A 21981-nucleotide genomic window follows, 5' to 3' on the forward strand; every position below is an offset into this window, starting at 1 on the left:
GCGCTCGGATCCGAGCGCGCGGGGAGGCACCGCCGGGGTCGGCGGCGTCGAAACGTGATGTGTTCGGGGTCGATCAGCGGGCTGCGACGACCGTCGGCGCCTTGAGCGTGGTGCCCGCGGACGCCGCCGAGCCGCTGCCGAACAGGCCTCCGACGAGGTCGCCGAGCGAGCCTGAGCTGCTGCCGGTGACGCCGTCGAGCGAGCCGGATCCACCCGTGCCGCCGTTGCCTCCCGGGTCGACCGGAGCATCGGCGGAGACCTCTTCGAGTGCGGTGCCCCAGTCGGGCGTGATGGTGAAGCCCTGCTGCGTGGTGGATGCGGGGATGCCGATGAAGAACTCGACGGAGATCGGCTTGTCCTTGGAGAGGCGCCCGGTCTCGACGAGGAGGATGCCGGGCGTACCCGCGAGTTGTTTGACCACGCCGCGCGCGGTGCCCGCGTTGGCCCTGACCGTCGCGGCGCCACCGTTCGAGACCGCCCAGTCGCCGGCGTACACCTGGAACTTGGCCGGGGTGTCGCAGATGTTCTTGACCTGGAACGCGGCCTGCCGGATCTCACTGCCGGGCACCGGACGGTCGGCCGTGTTCCAGGTGATGACCGTGGCGTCGCCCCAGGTGGCACCGCTGTCCTGGGAGAACTTCTGGCAGCTCCCAGGCAGGTTGTCGCCGACTGCAGCTGCGGACTCGCCTGCCGCGAGTCCGGTCAATGCGGCACCTGCCGCACCGACGAGAAGAGCCGTCGAGATCCCGCGTGCCGCGGTCGACGAGAGAACGCTGATTTCCATACGGCGTATCTTGATATGCCGCGTTCGAGAAAGTCCAGAAAGCGACCGGATCGATCGATCAAATGTCTCAAAAAAGACGCCTTCCCCACATAAGCGCACGTCGTTCATCGACGGGAATTCTCGGCGTCACGAAAGCGCCGCTTGGCACAGAATCGCCCCTTATGGGTGTTTCCGTGCCACCGACGGCACCAAAAGACCGATCTGACATCACGCAGTGTCATACATACGATTGTCGCAGTTCAGGGCTAATTCGACGCAGATCCTGCGGGAGGTTTCGACCCCGAACACCCCGGTCTTCACGCCACAGAACTGTCGGCGGAGACGCATTTCACACACCGCCCTGTAACTTGATCGATTGAACAGTTTCGTGCATTCGAAAGCCCCGGATAGTCTGCTCGTTAATTCTTCAGATTCCACACGACCGACGATTCTTCGCCGGAATTCTTTCAGTGCCCATAAGAATCTGTTAACTCACAGCCGGGTTCCCGACAACGATTCTTCTGCGGATTCGATCGACCCCATTGACGTCATTCATCAGTCCCCTTTCTCGACAAGGATTCACCATGATCGCAAGCACTTCCCGCGCCCGTGTCGCCGCAGTGGTCGGCGCCGGCGCCCTCGCCGCCACCATGCTCGGGATGACGGCGGGCACCGCGTCCGCGGCACCCGCGACCACGAGTGAGCCGTTCGAGAACACGCTCCTGACGATGACCGTCAGCGACACGACTCCGAACGTCGGCGACACGATCACCCTCCGCGCCGACTTCCAGCGCAAGATGTCGATGTCGCATGTCAGCAAGGTGAAGCAGTTGGTTCCGAGTTGCTTGACCTACGTCCCGGGCAGCGTGGCGTGGCAGGGCAGCCCGGTCGCGTCCGTCGAGAACCATGCGTCGACCGGGGCAGGCGACCAGGCCTACGTGCTGACCCAGTCTCCGGCGTGGGACTCGTGGAAGGTGACCGAGGGACTCTTCTTCACCTACGGCGACAAGGTCGGTCTAACGACGAAGTACGTCGTGACTCCGGACTGCGCCACCGGTGAGCCGCTGAGCACCAGCGTTCACTTCACGGCGACGATCGCGTCGGGTACCCCGCAGAACGCGGGGCCGTCGATCACGGTCGCCAAGGCGTCGACCGGTGGGGACAACGGCGGGGACAACGGCGGCGGGTCCGGCAACGGCGGCGACGGAAGCAGCGACGGTGGCGGAAGCAGCGACGGCGGCGGTTCGACCGGCGACGGACCCGATGCCGGCGGCTCCGTCCCGGGCGGCGCAGGCAGCAGCTCAGGCAGCCTCGAGAAGCTGTTCTGAGCCGTCCACTCACTCTCGCGGTGCCGCACCTCACCGGTGCGGCACCGCTCCCCTCCGATCGAGAAAGCGACACCATGACGATCGCCCGCATCGCACGACGGTTCTTGACTACGACGGCGACGGTCGCCGTCGCACTGGCCGCACCGATCGCGCCTGCCCTCGCCGCACCGATGACCTCCACTGTCACGAGCACGGGGCCAACCCGAATCACGTCGGTCGCCGATGCCGGACAACAGCGTCAGCTGATCACCGTCTTCTCTGCGTCGATGGGCCGCGACATCCCGCTCGACGTGCTGCGACCGTCCGATCGTTCCAAGCCCGCGCCGGTGCTGTACCTGCTCAACGGCGCAGGCGGCGGCGAGGACCGCGCGAGTTGGGCGAACCGCACCCGCTACCAGGACTTCTTCGCGCGCAAGCACGTCAACGTCGTCACGCCCCTGCAGGGCGCCTTCTCGTACTACACGGACTGGCAGAAGCCCGACCCAGTGCTCGGCGTGCAGAAGTGGCAGACCTTCCTGACGAAGGAACTGCCGCCGGTGCTCGACGCCTATTTCAAGTCGACCGGCCGCAACGCGATCGCGGGCATCTCGATGGCGGGCACCTCGGTGCTGAACCTGGCGATCGCCGCACCGAAGCTCTACACGATGGCTGCGTCGTACAGCGGGTGCGCGCGCACCAGTGACAAAGCCGGCGAGACCTACATCCGCACGGTGGTCGAGAGCCGCGGCAAGGCGGACGCCCGCAACATGTGGGGACCGTACGGCGGCAAGGGCTGGGTGCAGAACGATCCGTTCGTCAATGCCGCCAAGCTCCGCGGCACCAAGATCTACCTGTCGTCGAACTCGGGGCTGCCCGGTCAGGACGAGTCCGTTCAAGTCGGCAGCACTGCGAATCAGACCAGCGCACTGGCCGATCGGGTGGTCCTCGGCGGCGGCATCGAAGCCGTCACCAATGTCTGCACTCAGCAGATGGCGGGTCGCCTCGCCGAGTTGAGGATCCCCGCCCAGGTGGTAATCCGCCCGACCGGCACTCATTCATGGGGCTACTGGGAGCGCGAGCTGCACGCGTCGTGGCCGTCGATCGCGCGGTCGCTGCGGTAGCGCGATCTTCGTCCCCGTGGCATCGACTCCCGGACATATTGTCAGGGAGTCGCCGTCACGGGGACGAAGTCCGCACCGGGGCCTCCGCACGCGCGTCGCCCGCTGCTCTCCCTGCCTCCTTCTGGTGACCGTTGATGATCTCGACGGTGATGATCGCCAGCACGGCAGCCCCCACCGGGAGCACGACCGTGCCGACCGGGTTCGCGTCCGCGATCAGCGCATCTCCGACCGTCGCCGCGACAACCATCAGCGTGCTCACAGGCACGAACGCCACGACTGCGCCGACGAGCACACCCACCGTGATGGCCCGGGCGGAGAGTCCTCGCGCCACCGTCCATGCGACGGCGCCGACGACCCCTACCAGCCAGAAGGAGAAGACGAGCGAGCTCACCGTCGAGTATCGACCCGTCGCAAGCACTTCATTCAGCAGAGCGTTCGGCACGTACAGCAACGGGCCGAAGCACACCGCGAGCGCAGCCGTAGCAATCCGCCGACCAGGCCCAGCCCGAGTCCTCTGTTCGAATTCCCCACGCCGTCAGGATAGAGACCGATCCGAGCTGACTCAGTCGAGCAGATGACCGGTGCCACCGACATCTGCGTCCCCCTGACACCCTCTCAAGGGCTATTCGCCCTCGGACCGGTGCCAGGGGGACGCAAATGTCGGGTAGGTCACCGGAGCGCCCGGAAGTACCGCCGCTGCTCGGCGGGCAACCTCTCGATCGCGTACGACAGCGCCGCCCGCCCCATGCGTGCCGCGTTGGCCTCGAGGAAGTCCAGGAGCGCGGGCTCGTCGACACGCTTGCCCATCTCCCGGAGCATCCAGCCGAATGCCTTCTGGATCAGGTCGCGGCGGTCGTCGATCACCAGCGGCGCGACGGCCAGGATGGCATCGCTACGACCTCCGGTGATGAACGCGTGGGTGCCGACGATGCCGACGCGGCGCTCCCAGAGGTCGTCGGACGCGGCCCATCGCGTCAACTCGTCGACGTCGTCGGCGCGGCGGGCCCAGTCGCCGAGGATCGGTGCGGCGGAGCAGTCGACGAGGTCCCAGTTGTCGACGCGACCGGCGCGGACGGCGGCCCGATACTGCTCCACCCAGACCGCGGGTTCGTCGGCGCGGCGGTAGTTCTCGCCGAGAACGAGGAGCGCGAGCATGCGGATCTCGTGGAGTTCACTGCCGAGCAGGTCGTCGATCACCGCGGCCGGCGACCCGCGCAGGCTCCGCGCGAAGCGCCGGAGTTCGGGAACGGAGACGCCGATGAAGCGGTCGCCCTCCGCGTACTCTCCGGGACCGGTCTTGAAGAACTTCTGCGACGACGCCGCCCGCTCCGGACTACCCGCCGCCACGACCTCCGCGACGATCTCGGCCGCGGCGGAGTCGACGTTCACGCGGCGGACCTCACGCGTCGAGCAATGTCGCGATCGGCGTCGGGGTCAACAGGAACTGGCGGGCCTTCATCAGCTTGCCGACGCGACCGGCGCCGACGACACCGGTCAGCACACCGTCGCGGCTGTAGTAGGCCAGGAACTTGCGGCCGTCGTCGTCGACCACGTGCACCTGGTCGTCGGACTGCGGCGAGCCGAGCATCTGGAATTTGAGGCCGTACTGGTCGCTCCAGAAGTACGGCACGGTCTGGTGCGGGATCGTATGGCCGAGCAGTTCGGAGGCGACGAGCGCGGCGGCGTCGACGGTGTGCGTCCAGTGCTCGACGCGGTGCCCGGCCCAGTTGGCGCAGTCGCCGAGCGCGTACACGTCGTCGACGCCCGTCTTCCCGACGCCGTCGCAGGCGACGCCGCCGCCGGCGGACCGGTCGGCGAGCGCGATGCCGGAGCCGTCCAAGTACTCGAGATCGGGGACGCCGCCGATCCCCACGACCACCAGGTCCGCGTCGACGCGGGAACCGTCCGACAGCACCACCGCCACCGCCCGACCGTCCTCGGCGACGATCTCCTCGACGCCCACGCCGACGCGCAGGTCGACGCCGGCCTCGACGTGCAGGCGGGTCACCATCTCACCGATCCGGGAACCCAGCGGTCCCGACAGCGGCGACGGCGTCGGCTCGATGAGGGTGACGGGGACGTTCAGCTTGTGCAGACTCGCCGCCACTTCGCAGCCGATGAAGCCCGCGCCGATCACCGCGGCGCGCGTGGCGGAACCGGCGGCGGCACGCAGGGCGAGCGAGTCCTCGACGGTGCGGATCACGTGGACTCCGGCGACGTCGTCCGTGCCGGGGAACCGACGCGGCACGAGCCCGGTGGAGAGGATCAGCGTCCCGTACGACACCTGCTCGGTGCCGCCGTCGCGCTGCACGGTGACGGTGTGCGCGGACGGGTCGACGGCGACGACGCGCGCACCGGTCCGCAGGTCGATGCTCGCCTCGTCGAAGAACTCGGCGGGCTTGAGGTCGACGCGCTCCTCGTCGCCGGTGAGGACGGTCTTCGAGAGTGGAGGGCGGTCGTAGGGCGGGTGCGTCTCGGCGCCGAGGAGGATCAGTTCGCCGTCGTAGCCGCCGTTGCGCAGGTTCTCCGCCACGCGAATGCCGCCGAGCCCGGCGCCCACGATCACGACCGGAGTCTTCACCGATTCCACCACTGTCGTCTCCACCCCTGCCCTGTCCGCGATCTGTGAGGTCACTGCGGCGAGATGTTCTCCACGCGGGAGACTCGCCAATCCTGATCCACCTTAGTGACCGTGATCCACCGCGCAATTCCGACGCGTTCGGGGTAGCCATCACTTTGCCCGACGTGGATCTCCTGCGTCGCGAAGACGAGGACCGTCATGAAGTCGGCATGCTTCTCCCCCGGCGCCGCGCTCGACACCGTGGTCGTCATGGTCACCTTGGAGGCGACGGCGTTCGGGAAGACGACGTCGGCACCGCGCGCCTTGTAATCAGCAGCGATGCTGCCGGTGAGGTGCTTCGCGACCTCGGCGCGCTTCTCCGGGGAGTCGCCGGGAGCGAAGGTCATCAGCGCGGTGACACCGTCGACGGCGGCGCGAACCGCGGTGTGATCGGGATGCGCAGAGTCGGCACGCGATTGTGCTCCGACGGTGAAGCCGATCGCGGCGATCGCGATGGCGATCACGCTGACGACGAGCCACAGGGTCTGCCATCGGCGGTCGCCGGGCACCTGATTGCGCCACCGCTTCCACGGGTTCTTGGAGCCGCCGAGCGCGGTGGTCGACGGTGTCACCGGCACCTCCTGGTCTGCGTCGTCCGCCGAGTGCACGCCCATCACGACACCGCCTCCGTCTGCGCGACGAGCCATCGGCCGCCGACCTGCTTCATCGTCATCGAGACGCCGACCCGGTTCTGGGACGCGTCGCCGCCGACGAGTTCGGGGGTCGTGGTCTGTGCGACCACCAGCACGGTCACGTCCTTCTCCCCGGCACCCACGACACCGGATGAGACCACCTGCCCGGTGGCCGGTCGCGGTTGGGCTGCGACGAGTGCTTCGAGCTGCGCGCGGCTGCCCTGCACGCGGATCCGCTGGTCGCCGGTGGTGACGTCGAGGACGTCGCGCAGGTAGTCGTTCGCGCGAGCGGGATCGGCGGTCAGCATGGTGACGACGGCGCCTTCGGCGGCGGACTGCGCGGCACTCTGGTCGGCGAGCGTGGAGGCGAGGTCGTCGGCGGAGTTGTGGGCCCACCAGCCGATCGCCCCGAGGACCAGAGCTGCGACCAGCGCGGCGACGACGGCCAGTCGCACCATCGCGGCGCGACGCTGCGACCGCCGGAACCGTGCCGGTTCGGCGTCGGTCCGCGCCTGCGCTTCGGCGGCGACGGCGGCGGCGTACCGCTCGCGGGCCTGCTGCAGTCGCTTCGTGGCCTGCGGGTCGAGTGCCTGCGCGTCCGGTGTCGGCTGCGGTTCGGTCACTGCAGTTCCTCCAATCCGCTGAGGAGCCACTGGTCGCCTGAGCGGGTGAACGACGCCTGCACCGACTTGACGCGGCTCTCGCTGAGTCCGCTGCGGGAGGTCACGGTGACGCGCACGATGATCAGCGCTTCACCGCCGGAGTCGTCGGCCCAGGTGACGGCGACGTTCTGCGGCACCCAGTTCACCGAAGTCGCGCCGGCGGGCGGTGGACCGCTGAGGGCCTTGCTGGACGCGACCGACAGGGGCGGCGCCACCAGGGTGCGGGCCGTCTCCCGATCGCTGGTCCAGGAGCGGGCGTCGACGGAGAAGACGTCGGAGACGATGGCACCGGCCTTGTCCTGCAGGGCGGCGCGCGCGTCGAGGGTGCGGGAGTCGGTGTCGCGGGCGTCGAGGCTCGTCACGCAGAAGGTGACGGCGACGGCGAAGACGACCAGGGCCAGTACCAGACGGACGGTTCCGCCGAGTCCGCCCATCGGCTTCTCCAGGTAGGTGACGATGCGCTTCTTCACGGGACCAGCACCAGCCCGTCGATCTTGAGCTCCCCGCCGTCGGGGACCATGCTGACCACCAGGCGGAGACTGCGGATCGGGTTGTCGGCGTCGTCGCCGGACGCCGAGTTGCTGACCTGCACGCTGGCCGCGATGAGGATGGACGCGCCGTCGCTGGTACGCCATTGGACGGCGGCGGCGTCGACGGTGCCCTCACCGTGTGCGCCGGAGTCCTTGACGAAGGTGGAGTAGGAGTCCGCGGACTGGCCGAAGGCGTCGTAGAACGAGCCGGTGGCACCGGCGAGGATCTTCTTGGCGCGGTCGGGGTCGTCGGCATCGACGTTCAGCAGCAGCTTCACCTTGCTGGTGGCGGCTTTGAGGTAGTCGTCGTCGGAGAACCGCTGGGGTGCGGACGCGGCGTACCAGATGCCGACGCCGGCCACGATCAGGAGGACGGCGGCGAGCGCGGGCAGCACCAGGCGGGCGCGTCGGCCCATGGTTCGTCGCACGCCGGCCGATGCTTCGGCGTCGGCGAGCGCGTCGCGCGCGGCACGCACCTCGCGGCGGGCGTCGCGCCACTGTTTCAGTCGGTCGTCCGATCCTCGTGGCCCCACCCGGTCGACCTTAGTGGAACCGCTACTGGCCGATCCTTCTGCTGTAGTCAGATCGTGACTCGGAATCGGGGTTCAGGAAGATCTCCCCCGATCCGGTGGTCCGCAGGATGGCCCGTTTCAGCGGTTGCGGCAGGACCGGATACAGGTTCACCCAGCCCATCGACCGGGGTGCGGCCACGCGGACGCGGACGTCGGCGATCGACGCGAGCACTTCGCGGGCGACGACGTCGGTGTCGACCGAGGTGACCATCGCATTGGTCGCGAGACCGTCGATGAGGCCGGTGTTGGTGAACGTCGGCATCACCGTGGACACCCGGACGCCGCTGCCGGTCAGTTCGGAGTTCAGGGCCTCGGAGAATTCGATCACCCCTGCTTTCGCTGCGTTGTACACGGTGAGGCCGGGTGTCGGGAGGCGGCCGGCGACCGAGGAGATGTTGAGGATCTGTCCCGAACCGCGCGGCACCATGCGCGCGGCCGCCGCCTGGCTGCCGAGGATCACGCCGAGCAGGTCGATGTTCACCGTCGCGCGGATCAGCGATTCGCGGTAGTCCAGGAACGGTCCGACGGGCATGATCCCCGCATTGTTGATGAGGACGTCGACGGGTCCGACGCGCTCGGCGACGGTGTCGAGGAAGTGCTCGAACGACGCCTTGTCGGTGACGTCGAGCTCGATCCCCTCCACGCCCAGGTCAGCGGCGGCCTTGCCGAGTGCGTCGGCGTCGATGTCGCCGATCGCGACCCGCGCGCCGGCGTCGAGCAGCTCGGTCGCGATCTCGAAGCCGATGCCGCGGGCGCCGCCGGTGATGGCGACGACCTTGCCCGAGACCCCCGCTCGGATCCGCGCGTGCCGGTCGGCGGCCCGCCGCCCCGGGGAGAGAATGCTGGTCAATGACATTGCGTGGGGCGCTCCGGTCGGGTCAGTGGATCATCGGCGCCAGGTGGCGCGTGGCGAGGTGGCGGGCGTATTCAGGGGTGGCGCGGTCGGGGTCGCTGGCCGGGACCTCCAGGTAGCTCATCACCAGTCGAACCAGAAGTTCGACGGCTTCGAGGAGCTCGTCGTCGGGCATGGTGGTGCCGCCCTCGCGGAGGGTGCCGGCCACGCGCGCGGTGACGACTTCGATGAACAACCCGCCGATGCCGCCGAGGGCGTCGCGCACCGAGTAGTCCTCCAGCACGACGCGCCGCAGCAGCGGGTTGGTCTGCACCATCTCGGCGCCCAGCGCGAAGCCCTCGATGACGGCGTCGCGCGGCGGGAGTCCGGCGGTCGCGTCCTCGAGTCGGGTCAGCCCGGTCTCGAAGGTCTCCATCGCGACCGCTTGGAACAGCGCCTCCTTGTTGGGGAAGCGGCGGTACAGGGTGGAGCGGCTGACGCCTGCGGCGCGGGCCACCTCGTCCATGCTGGCCTTCCGCAGGCCGACGGCGGCGAACTCGTCGGCGGCCGCGGCGACGATCCCCTGCTCCTGCTCGGAGACCGACGCAGTGATCCGCGGTTTGCGGGTGGTGGGCACTACCGCCGCCGCATCTGCACCGGCAGCTTGTCCTTCGGCACCGGCAGCGCGCTGTAGTCCATCGGCATCGTGTAGCGGTCGGGCACCGACCACTCGTAGCTGCGAAGCAGGTGGTGCATCACCGTCTTGATCTGCATTTGCGCGAAGTAGAGGCCGATGCACTTGTGGACGCCGCCGCCGAACGGGGTCCACGCCATCCGGTGTCCCTTATCCTCCGCCCTTTCGGGCGAGAAGCGCTCGGGGTCGAAGACCTCGGGGTGCGAGTAGTACTGCGGGTCGCGGTGATTGATCAGTTGCGGGATCGACACCATGGTGCCCTTGGGGATGTAGAAGCCCTGCACCTGCGTGTCCTTGACCGCCATCCGGGGCTGCGCGGGGACCGGCGGGCACAGTCGCAGCGACTCCCGCATGATCAAGTCGATCACCGTCAGTTTTGCGAGGTCGGCGTACTCCAGGGTCTCGCCGAACTCGAAGGACTGGGCCCGCGCCTTCTCCTGCCATTCCGGATGCTTGGCCATCCAGTACGACATCTGCGTCATGGTGATGGTGGTGGTGTCGTGCGCGGCCATGAGAACGAAGATCATGTGGTTGACGACGTCCTCGTCGGTGAACCGCGCGCCGTCCTCACCCTCCGCGTGGCAGAGCACCGAGAACAGGTCGGGCGTCGCCTCCGCACGCTTGGCGGCGATGTGGTCGTAGAAGAACTCCTCCAGGATCTTGCGCGACCGGACGCCCTTCCACCAGCGCCCGCCGGGAATGGGCTTGCGGACGTAGGCGACGCCGGCGCGGACCGTCTCGATGAACGCCTTGTTGAGGCGGTCGGCTTCGGCCTGCTCCAGTTCCAGCCCGAGGAACACTTCGAGGGCGACGTCGAGCGTCAGCTTCTTGAACTCGGCCAGCATCTTGACGCGGCCGGTCGGGAATCGGGTCATGCGTTCGGCGACCATCGGTTGCAGTTCGTCGAGGTAGCCCTGCAGGACGCGCGGGGTGAACGCCTGCTGCAGGATGTGCCGGTGGTCGCGGTGCTCGTCGAAGTCGAGGAGCATGATGCCGCGGTTGAAGAACGGTCCGATGAAGTAGCTCCAGGCCGGACCGTTGGCGAAGGCGCGGTCCTTGTTCATCAGGATCTCGCTGGCCGCCGCCGCGCCCGAGCAGGTGACGAACGTGGTGCCGAACGCGTTCATCCCGGACACGTCGCCGAACTTCAGTCGTTTGCGGTCGGCGAAGCCGAACGGGTCGCGGCGCATCGTCAGGATCTCGAGCACCCCGTTGCGCTCGCTCATCGGAACCGCCTTGAGATCGCTGCCGGCCTCCGGCTGCGCAAGTAGTACCACCATCGTTGCTCCTCGAGTCGCGCCGCATCGATGTGATGCGACCCATACTTCGATTGAAACAAACTAATCGATGTGTGTCTACGGGTTCTGGGACGGAAACTTAAATTTGTCGCAACGGGATGGTCAGCGCCGCACCAGCTGGGCGTGGCAGCGACGCAGGCGGTCGTGCCACCACTGCGTGCGCTCCGCCGACGCGAGCGGCAGGTCGATGCCCGGCTCCACGCGACGCGGCTTCACCACACCGCCCTCGATCCGGAACGACGGGGCCACGTCGCGGCTGAACAACTCCCCCGTCCCGAGGCCGCACGCGCGGTGCAGGTTCGGCAGGGCGGCGGCCGCGTTGACGCCGGCGGCGATCCCGATCGCGGTGTCGAGCGCACTGGAGACGACGACGTCCATCGGCAGCTTGTGCGCCAGGTTGAGCAGCGCGCGCATGCCGCCCAGCGGCGCCACCTTGAGGACGGCGATGTCGGCGGCGTCGAGCTGGGCGACGCGCAGCGGATCGCCCGACCGCCGGATCGACTCGTCGGCTGCGATCGGCACCGACACGGCCTTGCGAACCTCGGCCAACTCCTCGGCGGTACGGCACGGCTGCTCCACGTATTCAACGTCGCCGATGGCAGTGATCGCTTCGATCGCCTGCGCCACCGACCAAGCGCCGTTGGCGTCGATGCGGACGGTCTCGACGAGGTCGCGGGCGGCGGCGACGCGCTCGACGTCGTCCTCCAGGCTCTGACCCGGTTCGGCGACCTTCACCTTCACCGTGTCGACGCCCGGGTAGCGCCCGATGAGCGCTGCCACCTGGTCGGCGGGCACCGCGGGGACGGTCGCGTTGACGCGCACCGAATCGCGAGTGGGGTCGGGCGCGCCGAGGTAGGCGGCCTCGATACCCGCGGCCAGCCACATCTTGGCCTCGGCGTCGTCGTACTCGACGAAGGGCGCGAACTCGCCCCATCCGGCGGGCCCCTGAAACACGAGGGCCTCGCGGACCTTGACCCCCCGGAAGCGGATGTGCATCGGGAGGGCCACGACCTTCGCGGTGTCGAGGAGGTCGTCGACGGTCGGCATCTTCGGTGGAGGCGGCGGCCCCTTGGGCTGCAGCCGGAAGGTCGGGATGGGCTTCTTGCGATCGTCGGTGGTGCCGAAGAGCGACTGCTTATTGCGTCCGGAGGGCTGCGAGAAGACCATGCGGCCAGGGTAGCCCGGAGCACTCGACACCCGAGTCGGCGCCGAACCTCCGCCTTGGAACAAATCTTTACATCTGTGTCATGGCGGGGTTAGAGTCGCTCCCATGACCACAGCGAACTTCGAGTCCGGCATCCGCGAGGCCGAACCCGCGTGCGTCGACCTCGACGTCGACTCCATCGATCTCCGACTCGGCGCCGACTCCCTGGTGTGGAAGTTCTACGGCGACGTCCGCGGCGTGCTCGGCTTCCAGCGTCTGGCGGGCACGGAGAACTGCATCGAGCAGTTGGCGCAGGGGGTGGAGGACCACTCGGTGATCTTCTCCGATTTCCTCGGCCGCGCCCGTCGTTCGGGTCCGCCGATCATGCGGACCGTGTACTCCGACCACCCGCACGAGTGGGGCCGCCGCGTCCGCGACTTCCACCGCGACATCAAGGGCACCATCAGCGACGGCTCGCGCTATCACGCGCTCAATCCGGAGCTGTACTACTGGGCGCACGCCACCTTCGTCGACCAGGTCCTGTTCATCACCGACACCTTCATCCGCCGGCTTTCGTACGAGGAGAAGGTGCAGATCTTCGAAGAGAGCAAGACCTGGTATCAGCTGTACGGGGTGTCGGCGCGGAGTCAGCCGCAGACCTACGAGGAGTTCTGCGAGTACTGGGAGTCGATGTGCGACAAGTTCGTTCCGACGCGGACGATCGTGTACGCGACCGGCTACCTCCGGAAGGGGATCCCGGGACCGAAGTGGATGCCGAAGCCGGCGTGGCGGGTGGTCGCGGCACCCCTGAACGGATTCCTGCAGACGGTGATCGTCGGGACACTGCCGCCGCAGATGCGCGAGGTGTGCGAGCTCGACTGGACCGAGACCAAGCAGCGTCGCTTCGATCGCTTCGCAGGCTTCATGCGCGCCGTCAACCCGATCATCAATCGGCTGCCGATTCGAATGCTGTACGTGCCGTGGGCAGCCGAAGGGTGGCAGCGCACGGGCGTCGATCCCCGCCCGCTGCACAACGCTCCCGCCGAGAGGACCGCATGACCGTTCCCACCGCCGACGACCTCCGCGCCGGACTGTCGCGCGCCGATGCCGAGCAGCTCTTCGACGCGTTGCCGACCGTCGCCGTCACCGAGACGCTCGGCCGCTGGCACGGCAGCGAGGTCCCCACCGGACATCCGATGGACGGGCTGCTGGCGATCTCCGGCTGGTACGGCAAGCAGTTCGACGACGCCGACCACGTCCACCCGCTGCTGTTCGGTGCGCCCGGCGCGTTCTACGCGGTGAACCCGAGACTGATCCCGATGTCAGCGCTGAACGCCGTGGGCCCCAAACTGCCGAAGCGACGGCTGCCCGGCGCCGACGTCGCCTTTCGCGGGCTGCGCACCCGGAAGCACCGCGCCCGGGCGCGCGTCGTCGAATATCGGGGGAAGGTCAGCGCAGCAATGGTCTACGACGACCTCCCGATCATCGACCACTTCCGCAGCCTCGACGACGACTGCGTGTTCGGTGCCATGGACCTCCGCGACTCCCCCGCCCCGTATTTCTTCCTGCTGGAACGGGACTGACGCGTTCGGCTGGCGGGCCGGGTCAGAATCTTGTCGTTCTACTGGGCGCCACGCCCAGTAGAACAACACTTTTCCAGGGTAGCTATCTCGTCAGCCCCAGCAACTCCGCCCCTCGCAATGCGAGGAACAGTTCCGCGGACGCGATCGGGTCGGTGACGTCGCGGCCGGTGAGGTCGCGGACCTTGCGGAGGCGGTAGCGGACGGTGTTGCGGTGGCAGTGCAGGCGGTCGGCGACGTCGGCGGCCGCGCCTGCGCACTCGTACCAGGCGGACAGAACCGAGAGCAGGTCGTCGCGTTCGGGCGCGGGCAGCGTCAGCACCGGGCCGAGGATCTGGCGCGCCATCGACGCGCCCGCCTCCGGAACGGTCGCGAGGAGGTGCGCGGTGGGGTCGGAGCCGTAACGGACCAGGCGATCGACGCCGGGCACGATGCTGCGCGCGGCGAGCCTGGCCTCGGCGAGGGCAGCGGGGATCCGGGCCGGGTTGGTGAATGCTGTGCTGACGCCGATGCGGCCGTCGACCAGTTCGCCGAGCCGGTCCACCGACCGGTCGGACTCGCGGATCGATGCGGTGCGCAGGAGTCCGACGTGCACGTCCACCTGCCCGTCCCAGACGGGGAGTGCACCGGTGTCGCGGAGCGCCACGTCGAGGCCGACGGGGAGGGCGGCTCCCGCCTCCGGCGGCACGATCATCACGACGACGAACACCCCGTCTTCAGGAATGCCGAGGGTACGCATCGCGGTGAACGGCCGGATGGGGCTGTCGGCATGGTCGTCGAAGAGGGTGCGAATGAGTCGGTAGCGCGCCTGCGCGTCGGAGTGCACGAGCAGGGACTCGGTGTCGCGGTACGACTGCACCGCGGCGTCGGAGTAGGTGTCGATCAGGTCCCACTGTCGTGCGACGAGATCGAGCAACTCGGGATCGGACGGCCCGTCCGCGAGGTCGGTCAGCTGCTCCCAGATCAGGCGACCGCCGAGCCGGAAGGCGTGCAGGAGGGACGAGATCGGAACTCCGCGTTCAGCTTTGAGCCGGCCGACCGCGTACGCGGGCTGCAGGTTCGGCTCGTCACCGGCCAGCGCGTGGATGATCTCGGTGAGATTCGCCCGGCATGCCTCGCGCAGTTCCTCCTCGGTGATCGGACCGGATTCGGTGTACGCCGAGTCAGCGGCGGCGATTCGCGCGGCGAGGACGCCGGCCACTTCATCGACATCGCTGCGGAGTCGGACCGCCAACGATGCCGCCACCGGTGCACTCACCTGTCGACTCCTCACCCCGGAACGATCTGCCGGATGTGACCCACGCTACCGGCCGTTTGTGCCCGCGCACAAACATCGTCCTGCAGACCCTGTGCCGCAGTCCGGTGCGCAAACCGTGCGCGGCGTCACACAATGGAGTCACTGATCGCCGCTGTCTGTCTGCGGCACCGTGGGAATGGAGCAATCGTGCAAGATCTGGATGTCCGAGCCGTCGACGTCGCCGTGAACGAACTCGTCGAAGGCGAGAAGCGCTGGGGTGCCACGACGCTCCCGCAGCGCCGCGATCTGTTGTTGAAGACCCGCGACCTCACCGCGAAGCACGCGCAGGAATGGGTCGACGCCGCAGTCGAACTCAAGAAGCTCGATCCGTCCTCGCCGCTCGTCGGCGAGGAGTGGCTGTCGGGCCCGTATGTGCTGGCGAACAGTCTCACCGCGCTCGCCGAGACCATCGATCGCCTGTCGAAGGGCCGCAGCCCGCTCGACGGCGCCAAGTTCCACGACGTCGGCAATCAGGTGGTGGTCGATGTCCTCCCCACCAGCATCTACGACGACCTCCTCCTCAGCGGCTTCAGCGCCCAGGTGTGGCTCCAGCGCGGCGTCAGCCGGGCCGCGGCGAAGGCCGACGCCGGGCTGGCGCAGCTGACGCCGTCGAAGACCGGCGGCATCGGTGTGGTGCTGGGCGCGGGCAACATCATGTCGATCGCTCCGCTCGACGTCCTGTACGAGCTCTTCGCCCACAACCGCGTCGTCGCGCTGAAGCTGAATCCGATCACCGATCTGCTGTTCCCGGTGCTCAACAAGGTCCTGGCGCCGTTCATCGAGGTCGGCGCGCTCCGCATCCTGAAGGGCGGCGCCGAGGTCGGCGGCGCACTGGTGAACCACGAGCTGGTTGACCACGTGCACATGACCGGCAGCGCCTTGACGCACGACGCGATCGTCTGGGGCGTCGGCGACGAGGCCGCCACCCGCAAGAGCGCGAAGGATCCGAAGCTGACCAAGCCGGTCACCAGCGAGCTCGGTGGCGTCTCCCCCACCATCGTCGTGCCGGGTGAGTGGAGCGACGCCGACCTCAAGTTCCAGGCCGAACACGTCGCCACCCAGCGCCTCCACAACGGCGGCTACAACTGCGTGGCGTCGCAGGCGCTGATCGTGTCGTCGGACTGGAAGCAGAAGGACGCCTTCCTGAACGAGCTGCGCAAGGCGATCGCCGCCGCGCCGGCCCGCACGCCCTACTATCCGGGCAGCGACAGCCGCGTCGCCACCGCGGAGAAGCAGTACCCGCACGCCGAGAAGCTGGGGCCGAACGGCGGTCGTCTCCTGATCGCCGACCTCAAGGCGTCGTCCGACGAGCCCGCCCTGAGCGGCGAGTACTTCGCTCCCGTCTACGGCGTGGTCGAGATCCCGGGCGTCGGCGCCGACTTCGCCGTCGACGCCACCCGCACCGCCAACGAGGAGTTCGCGGGCACGCTGGGCGTCAACATCATCGCGGATCCGTCGGACATCTCCGCGCTCGGCGACGCCTTCGACGAGATGATCGAGAAGCTGCGCTACGGCACCATCGCCGTCAACGCCTGGACCGGAGTCGGGTTCCTGACGCCGACCGCGTCGTGGGGCGCGTTCCCCGGCCACACCATCGACGACGTCCAGTCCGGCATCGGCGTGGTGCACAACGCGTGGCTGATGGACCGCATCGAACGGACCGTCGTGCGCGGACCGTTCCGTCCGTCGCCGCGGTCGGTGCTGAAGGGTGAGAAGTCCATCTCGCCGAAGCCACCGTGGTTCGTCGACAACGCGACCGCCGCCACCACCGGTCGTCGCCTGACCGCCTTCGCCGGCGATCACAACCCGCTCCGCCTGCCCGCCATCTTCGCCTCCGCCCTGCGCGGCTGAGCCCAGAGAGGAATCCATGAGCAACACTGAAGCCGATTACGTCGTCGTCGGAACCGGGTCGGCGGGTGCGGTCATCGCCGCCCGACTGTCCGAGCAGTCCGGCACCTCGGTGATCGCCCTCGAGGCGGGCGGCGAGGACAAGAGCCAGAACATCCACATCCCGGCCGCGTTCTCCAAGCAGTTCCAGACCGAGTTGGACTGGAACTACCTCACCGAGCCGCAGCCGAACCTCGGCGACCGCCGCATCTTCTATCCGCGCGGCAAGACGCTCGGCGGGTCGTCGTCGATGAACGCGATGATGTGGGTCCGCGGCTATGCCGCCGACTACGACGAGTGGGCCCGCCTGGCGGGCGACGGCTGGGGATTCGCGGACGCGGTCAAGTACTTCCAGCGCATCGAGAACGTCGAGGGCGCGTCCGAGGACGGCGAGGGACGCAGCGGCCCGCTGAATGTGTCGAAGCAGCGGAGCCCCCGCACCTGGACCGAGGACTTCCTCGAGTCCGCGGAGCATGCCGGGTTCAAGCGCGAGCGCGCGAACCTGCCGCAGCCCGAGGGCTTCACCCAGACCATGGTGAACCAGCGCGACGGTTCCCGCTGCAGCACGGCGGTCGCCTACCTGAAGCCGGCCCGCTCACGCAGCAACCTGACGATCCTCACCGGCGCGCAGGCCACCCGCGTACTGCTGGAGGGGACCCGAGCCGTCGGCGTCGAGTACCTGTCCGACGGCGTCAAGCGGACGGTCCGGGCCCGCAAGGAGGTCATCCTCTCCGGCGGCGCCATCAACACTCCGCAGCTGCTGATGCTGTCGGGCATCGGCGACGAGGCGCAGCTGCGCGAGCACGGGATCGGCGTGGTCCACCACCTGCCTGAAGTGGGCCAGAACCTCAGCGACCACCTGGTGTCGTTGATCGGCTTCGCCGTCGACGGCGGCACGCTGTTCGACGCCGAGAAGCCCCTGGAGCTCGTGAACTACCTGACCCGCAAGCGCGGCATGCTGACGTCGAACGTCGGTGAGGCGTACGGATTCATCCGCAGCCGGCCGGATCTGGAGCTGCCCGACATCGAGATCATCTTCGGCCCGGCCCCGTTCTTCGACGAGGGCATCGGCGAGGCCACCGGCAACGCGATCGGCCTCGGTCCGATCCTCGTCGACCCGCGCAGCCGCGGAACGGTGTCCCTCAAGTCCGCGGATCCGACTGCCAAGGCGCTCGTCGACCCGATGTACCTGTCCGATCCGGACGGGGTGGACCGCGAGGCCATGCTGTCGGGCCTGCGCGCGGCGTACAGCATCGCGTCGGCGCAGCCGCTCGCCGGGAAGATCGGCCGGTTCATGCAGCCCAAGCGGGAGCTGCCGACCATCGAGGAGACCCTCGAGGACGCGCTGACCTGGTACTCGCACACGCTGTACCACCCGACCGGCACCTGCCGGATGGGCTTGGACGACGCGAGCGTCGTCGCCCCGGACCTCACGGTGCGCGGCATCGACGGCCTGCGGGTCGCGGACGCGTCGGTGATGCCGAAGATCATTCGCGGGCACACGCACGCGCCGAGCGTGTTCATCGGTGAGAAGGCCGCGGACCTGATCAAGGGGTTGTAGTCGACCGTACGAACATTTGCGTCCCCGTGAGCACCCGCCGAGGGCTATTTGCCCTCGGACCCCGCTCACGGGGACGCATTTGTCGACAGTGCCGTTAGCGTTGTCGGTATGACACGCATCGGCGCCCCGAAGACAGCCCTGCTCGTGGCCCTAGCACTGCCATCACTCGCCGCGTGCGGCTCCGAGCCATCGGACCGGGACCTGCCCCAGGCAGACACCACCGTCGCGTACACCTACGTCGGGCCCGCGACCGCGCCGAACTACCACGACGAGTACGTCATCCAGTTCGCCGGGCAGCAGGCCACCGCACGCATCGGCGGCTACGGCGTCGTGAAGGGCGACGCCGAACCGGCACGGACCACCAGCAGCCGCGTCAGCCCCGAGCAGTGGAAACAGTTGGTCGACGGCCTCGATGCGCTCGACGACCTTAAGCCTCCGGCCGCGGGCTGCGTCGGCGGATCCACCTACGGCATCCACGTGAACAGCGGCGGCCGGTCGGTCGTCGACCGCACCGACGTCGCGTGCGGACCGACCGCGACCGAGGTCGCCGATCGGTACCGAGCGCTGATCGCCTCGATCGCGCCGGTGTTGCAGCTGCCGGGGTGACCCAGCTCGCGGCGGTTTCGACGCGCTCGTCCCTCGCTTGCTCAACCAACGTGAGAGGCGGCGGTTTCGACGCGCTCGTTCCTCGCTTGCTCAACCAACGTGAGAGGCATGCTCAACCAACGTGGGGTGCTACGCCGGCAGCGGATCCCGGATGATCGGGCAGGTCATGCAGTGGCCGCCGCCGCGACCGCGACCCAGTTCGGCGCCGACGATCGTGATGACCTCGATGCCCTCCTTGCGCAGCAGTGCATTGGTGTAGGTGTTGCGATCGTAGGCGAAGACAACGCCGGGTTCGACGGCAACGAGGTTGTTGCCGCTGTCCCACTGCTGCCGCTCGGACGCGTACTCCGAGCCGCCGGCCTCCACCACGCGCAGCACGTCCAGATCGAGCGCCTTGCGGACCACCTCGATGAAGTGCTCGGACTCCTCGATCACCTCCAGGCCCGGCTTCTTGTCCGACGGGACGATCGTGAACGGCTTGATCGCGTCGACGATCCGCGGGTACACGGTCACCACGTCGCGGTCGGCGAAGGTGAAGACGGTGTCCAAGTGCATGGCCGACCGCAGCTTCGGCATGCCGGCGACGATCACCTTCTGGACGTCGCCCGCCTCGAACAGCTTCAGCGCCACCTGGGTGATGGCCTGCCGCGACGTCCGCTCGCTCATGCCGATCAAGACCACACCGTTGCCGGGGACCATCACGTCGCCACTCTCGATGGTCGACTGTCCCCATGCCTGCTCCGGGTCGCCCCAGCGGACGGGTGAGCCGACGAAGTCGGGGTGGAACTCGTAGATCGCCTTCATGAGCAGGGTCTCGTCGTGCCGTGCGGGCCAGTACAGCGGGTTCAGCGTCAGACCGCCGTACACCCAGCAGGTGGTGTCGCGGGTGTAAAGGGTGTTCGGCAGCGGCGGCATCAGGTATTCGTTGACGCCGGTCGATTCGCGCGCGAGCGACATGTACGACGGCCGCAGCTCCTTGGGCAGGTCGCGGGTCGACATGCCGCCGATCAACAACTCCGCCAGTTCACGCGACGACAGCTCCTGCAGGTACCCGCGGGTCGCGTCGACCAGCCCGACGCCGACGTCGTTGGTCACGATCTTGCGGTCCAGCAGCCACGACCGCGCCGCCGGGTCGTCCATGGTCTCGGCGAGCACGTTGTGCAGTTCGACGACGTCGACGCCGCGGTCGCGCATCTTGGTGATGAAGTCGAAGTGGTCGCGCTTGGCGTTCTGTACCCAGAGGACGTCGTCGAACAGGAGGTCGTCGGAGTTTGTGGGCGTCAGCCGCTCGTGAGCGAGGCCGGGCGCGCAGACCAGCACCTTGTGCAGCTTGCCGACTTCGGAGTGGACGCCGTATGCGGCGGAGGGGCGGTCTGTCATGGGGAGGGTTCCTCTCGGTCGGAGACGGAGTCGTCAGTGAGGGCGGTCAGTCGACGGGGTCGGTGACGTAATAGGAGTGACGTTCCTGCTCGGGATGGTCGTAGATGTGCTCGCTGCCGGTCACGAGGTAGATGATTCCGGCGACGGCGCCCACGGCGATCACCCCGAAGATCACCGCCTCGAAGGGCTTGAACACTTTGAGGCCCTGTTCGCGGCGTGCGATGACGAACAGGATGGTGCCGAGCGCGTAGAGGACGCAGGCCAGCAGCAGCTTGTCGAGGCCCGCGGCGTAGGCGAGGAACGCGGTGTACAGGACCGCGAGTCCGGCGATCACCATGTCGCGGTTGTGGGCGCGGTCGTCGCCGTCGTAGGTCTCGCGTTTGATGACCAGGCGTAGCATGTACGCCGCGGACAGGAAGTACGGGACCAGGGCGAGGGCCGCGGTGAGGTCGAGCATGAAGTCGAGCGCGTCGTCGACGAAGAGCAGCAGGAGCAGCATGGCCTGCACCAGCGTGCTGGCGAGGATGAGCGCATTGATCGGGGCGCCCGCCTTGTTGGTGCGCTGCAGGAACTTCGGCATGTCCTTGGCGCGCGCCGGGATGTACAGGAGCTCGGCGGCCATCAGTGTCCACGCGAGGTAGGCGCCGAGGACCGAGACGATGACGCCGATCCGGATGAACACCGAGCCCCAGTCGCCGACGAGGTGGGCCAGGACCGACGCGACGGACGGCTGGTCGGCGGTCGCGAGGTCGCCCTGCGACATGGCGCCGTACGACACCAGCGTCACGAGCGAGAAGACGCCCAAGACGCCGAGGAAGCCGAACACGGTGGCGTTGCCGACGTCCTCGCGCTTGCGCGCGAACCGGGAGTACATGCTCGCACCCTCGATGCCCATGAACACGAACACGTGATGAGCATGGTGCCGGTGACCTGGTCCCAGAGTGAGCCGACCTCGATGCCGTTACCGCCCCAGAAGTTGTCGGAGAAGTAGCCGGCGTCGAACATGATCACCGCGAGCACGATGAAGACGATCAGCGGCACCACCTTGGCGATGGTCGCGATACGGTTGATGATCGCGGCCTGTTTGACGTCGCGGCTGATCAGGAAGTGGAACAGCCACACGCCGACCGACGAGAGCGCAACGGGGAAGGAAGGTGGAGCCGTCGCCGAGGTCGGGGAACAGCGCACTGGTGGTGGCCATGATGAGCACCCAGTACGACGTGTTGCCCGCGCAGGCCGACGCCCAGAAGCCGATGGCCGAGTTGAAGCCGATGTAATCGCCGAAGCCGTCCTTCGCGTAGGCGTACAGGCCGGCGTCGAGGTCGGGTTTGCGGGTGGCGAGCCGCTGGAAGACGAACGCCAGCATCAGCATGCCCGCGCCCGCGACCGTCCAGGCGATGATGGCGCCGAACGCGCCGGTCTCGGTGCCGAATCGCCGCGGGAGGAGGAAGACCCCCGATCCGACGACCATCGCGGTCAGTGTCGGAAGGCTGAC

Annotated in this window: 21 protein-coding genes and 1 pseudogene; 7 read left to right on the top strand and 15 right to left on the bottom strand. The window is 68.2% G+C overall.

From position 1 onward, the window contains the following. Window positions 1-73: 73 nt before the first annotated feature. Window positions 74-784 (bottom strand): hypothetical protein, encoded by a 711-nt coding sequence (locus ACH46_RS15995; RefSeq protein WP_062393799.1) that lies wholly within the window; start codon window positions 782-784, stop codon window positions 74-76. Between the two features lie 563 nt (window positions 785-1347). Here ACH46_RS15995 and ACH46_RS16000 point away from each other — a divergent pair. Both ACH46_RS16000 and ACH46_RS16005 read left to right on the top strand, forming a co-directional pair. Further along, the gene (locus ACH46_RS16000; RefSeq protein WP_062393800.1) at window positions 1348-2091 is read left to right on the top strand and encodes a hypothetical protein; all 744 of its coding nucleotides are present in this window, start codon (window positions 1348-1350) and stop codon (window positions 2089-2091) included. A 74-nt stretch (window positions 2092-2165) separates the two neighbouring features. Further along, complete coding sequence (locus ACH46_RS16005) at window positions 2166-3191, top strand: alpha/beta hydrolase (RefSeq protein WP_062395529.1); 1026 nt, start codon at window positions 2166-2168, stop codon at window positions 3189-3191. Between the two features lie 55 nt (window positions 3192-3246). Here the strand turns inward: ACH46_RS16005 and ACH46_RS16010 are convergent, their stop codons facing one another. From ACH46_RS16010 to ACH46_RS16060, 11 genes are all read right to left on the bottom strand, one after another. Beyond that, window positions 3247-3582, bottom strand: coding sequence for a hypothetical protein (locus ACH46_RS16010; protein ID WP_157851076.1), 336 nt, complete (start codon window positions 3580-3582; stop codon window positions 3247-3249). Between the two features lie 278 nt (window positions 3583-3860). Next, window positions 3861-4580, bottom strand: a complete 720-nt coding sequence (locus tag ACH46_RS16015; protein ID WP_062393802.1) for a DNA alkylation repair protein — start codon at window positions 4578-4580, stop codon at window positions 3861-3863. 10 nt (window positions 4581-4590) lie between these two features. Then, window positions 4591-5781, bottom strand: a complete 1191-nt coding sequence (locus tag ACH46_RS16020) for an NAD(P)/FAD-dependent oxidoreductase (protein WP_062393803.1) — start codon at window positions 5779-5781, stop codon at window positions 4591-4593. 41 nt (window positions 5782-5822) lie between these two features. Beyond that, window positions 5823-6458 carry a hypothetical protein gene (locus ACH46_RS16025; protein ID WP_226995647.1) on the bottom strand — a complete coding sequence of 212 codons (636 nt, stop codon included), beginning with the start codon at window positions 6456-6458 and terminating at the stop codon, window positions 5823-5825. After that, window positions 6425-7066, bottom strand: coding sequence for a hypothetical protein (locus ACH46_RS16030; RefSeq protein WP_062393804.1), 642 nt, complete (start codon window positions 7064-7066; stop codon window positions 6425-6427). The genes ACH46_RS16025 and ACH46_RS16030 overlap by 34 nt, the downstream gene beginning before the upstream one ends. Next, complete coding sequence (locus ACH46_RS16035) at window positions 7063-7575, bottom strand: hypothetical protein (protein ID WP_120298746.1); 513 nt, start codon at window positions 7573-7575, stop codon at window positions 7063-7065. Before ACH46_RS16035 ends, ACH46_RS16030 begins: the two co-directional genes overlap by 4 nt. Beyond that, entirely contained in the window at window positions 7572-8168 is a 597-nt protein-coding gene (locus tag ACH46_RS16040; protein WP_062393805.1) for a hypothetical protein, read from the bottom strand. Before ACH46_RS16040 ends, ACH46_RS16035 begins: the two co-directional genes overlap by 4 nt. Before the next feature lie 22 nt (window positions 8169-8190). Next, entirely contained in the window at window positions 8191-9063 is an 873-nt protein-coding gene (locus ACH46_RS16045) for an SDR family oxidoreductase (RefSeq protein ID WP_062393806.1), read from the bottom strand. A gap of 22 nt (window positions 9064-9085) precedes the next feature. After that, window positions 9086-9676: a TetR/AcrR family transcriptional regulator gene (locus tag ACH46_RS16050; RefSeq protein WP_062393807.1), complete on the bottom strand. Its 591-nt coding sequence runs from the start codon at window positions 9674-9676 to the stop codon at window positions 9086-9088. Further along, the gene (locus ACH46_RS16055) at window positions 9676-11013 is read right to left on the bottom strand and encodes a cytochrome P450 (protein WP_062393808.1); all 1338 of its coding nucleotides are present in this window, start codon (window positions 11011-11013) and stop codon (window positions 9676-9678) included. Before ACH46_RS16055 ends, ACH46_RS16050 begins: the two co-directional genes overlap by 1 nt. A gap of 120 nt (window positions 11014-11133) precedes the next feature. Further along, a complete protein-coding gene (locus ACH46_RS16060; RefSeq protein ID WP_062393809.1) occupies window positions 11134-12198 on the bottom strand; it encodes an o-succinylbenzoate synthase in 1065 nt (354 codons plus the stop codon). Between the two features lie 103 nt (window positions 12199-12301). On the opposite strand from ACH46_RS16060, the gene ACH46_RS16065 reads away from it, so the two are divergent. Further along, window positions 12302-13234 carry an oxygenase MpaB family protein gene (locus ACH46_RS16065; protein ID WP_062393810.1) on the top strand — a complete coding sequence of 311 codons (933 nt, stop codon included), beginning with the start codon at window positions 12302-12304 and terminating at the stop codon, window positions 13232-13234. Further along, window positions 13231-13758, top strand: a complete 528-nt coding sequence (locus tag ACH46_RS16070) for a DUF4334 domain-containing protein (RefSeq protein ID WP_062393811.1) — start codon at window positions 13231-13233, stop codon at window positions 13756-13758. The genes ACH46_RS16065 and ACH46_RS16070 overlap by 4 nt, the downstream gene beginning before the upstream one ends. 82 nt (window positions 13759-13840) lie before the next feature. Here the strand turns inward: ACH46_RS16070 and ACH46_RS16075 are convergent, their stop codons facing one another. Further along, entirely contained in the window at window positions 13841-15013 is a 1173-nt protein-coding gene (locus ACH46_RS16075) for a PucR family transcriptional regulator (RefSeq protein ID WP_062393812.1), read from the bottom strand. Between the two features lie 186 nt (window positions 15014-15199). Here ACH46_RS16075 and ACH46_RS16080 point away from each other — a divergent pair, with 186 nt between their 5' ends. The 3 genes from ACH46_RS16080 to ACH46_RS16090 all read left to right on the top strand — a co-directional run bounded on the left by ACH46_RS16080 (window position 15200) and on the right by ACH46_RS16090 (window position 19106). Further along, a complete protein-coding gene (locus ACH46_RS16080) occupies window positions 15200-16903 on the top strand; it encodes an aldehyde dehydrogenase family protein (RefSeq protein WP_062393813.1) in 1704 nt (567 codons plus the stop codon). A gap of 16 nt (window positions 16904-16919) precedes the next feature. Then, window positions 16920-18500, top strand: coding sequence for a GMC family oxidoreductase (locus ACH46_RS16085; RefSeq protein ID WP_062393814.1), 1581 nt, complete (start codon window positions 16920-16922; stop codon window positions 18498-18500). A gap of 108 nt (window positions 18501-18608) precedes the next feature. Beyond that, window positions 18609-19106, top strand: coding sequence for a hypothetical protein (locus ACH46_RS16090; protein WP_062393815.1), 498 nt, complete (start codon window positions 18609-18611; stop codon window positions 19104-19106). A gap of 129 nt (window positions 19107-19235) precedes the next feature. Here ACH46_RS16090 and ACH46_RS16095 read toward each other — a convergent pair whose 3' ends face one another. Further along, window positions 19236-20486 carry an arginine deiminase gene (locus ACH46_RS16095; RefSeq protein ID WP_062393816.1) on the bottom strand — a complete coding sequence of 417 codons (1251 nt, stop codon included), beginning with the start codon at window positions 20484-20486 and terminating at the stop codon, window positions 19236-19238. A gap of 46 nt (window positions 20487-20532) precedes the next feature. Further along, window positions 20533-21957: pseudogene (locus ACH46_RS16100) on the bottom strand (basic amino acid/polyamine antiporter). Between the last annotated feature and the right edge of the window lie 24 nt (window positions 21958-21981).

The organism is Gordonia phthalatica (assembly GCF_001305675.1).
In the GTDB taxonomy this organism is placed as follows: Bacteria; Actinomycetota; Actinomycetes; order Mycobacteriales; family Mycobacteriaceae; genus Gordonia; species Gordonia phthalatica.

Excerpts from the sequence above, each read along its gene's own strand:
- ACH46_RS15995 (WP_062393799.1), bottom strand. The coding sequence starts at position 784 with ATGGAAATCAGCGTTCTCTCGTCGACCGCGGCACGCGGGATCTCGACG.
- ACH46_RS16000 (WP_062393800.1), top strand. The coding sequence starts at position 1,348 with ATGATCGCAAGCACTTCCCGCGCCCGTGTCGCCGCAGTGGTCGGCGCC.
- ACH46_RS16005 (WP_062395529.1), top strand. The coding sequence starts at position 2,166 with ATGACGATCGCCCGCATCGCACGACGGTTCTTGACTACGACGGCGACG.
- ACH46_RS16025 (WP_226995647.1), bottom strand. The coding sequence starts at position 6,458 with ATGGCTCGTCGCGCAGACGGAGGCGGTGTCGTGATGGGCGTGCACTCG.
- ACH46_RS16045 (WP_062393806.1), bottom strand. The coding sequence starts at position 9,063 with ATGTCATTGACCAGCATTCTCTCCCCGGGGCGGCGGGCCGCCGACCGG.
- ACH46_RS16055 (WP_062393808.1), bottom strand. The coding sequence starts at position 11,013 with ATGGTGGTACTACTTGCGCAGCCGGAGGCCGGCAGCGATCTCAAGGCG.
- ACH46_RS16060 (WP_062393809.1), bottom strand. The coding sequence starts at position 12,198 with ATGGTCTTCTCGCAGCCCTCCGGACGCAATAAGCAGTCGCTCTTCGGC.
- ACH46_RS16065 (WP_062393810.1), top strand. The coding sequence starts at position 12,302 with ATGACCACAGCGAACTTCGAGTCCGGCATCCGCGAGGCCGAACCCGCG.
- ACH46_RS16070 (WP_062393811.1), top strand. The coding sequence starts at position 13,231 with ATGACCGTTCCCACCGCCGACGACCTCCGCGCCGGACTGTCGCGCGCC.
- ACH46_RS16085 (WP_062393814.1), top strand. The coding sequence starts at position 16,920 with ATGAGCAACACTGAAGCCGATTACGTCGTCGTCGGAACCGGGTCGGCG.
- ACH46_RS16090 (WP_062393815.1), top strand. The coding sequence starts at position 18,609 with ATGACACGCATCGGCGCCCCGAAGACAGCCCTGCTCGTGGCCCTAGCA.
- ACH46_RS16095 (WP_062393816.1), bottom strand. The coding sequence starts at position 20,486 with ATGACAGACCGCCCCTCCGCCGCATACGGCGTCCACTCCGAAGTCGGC.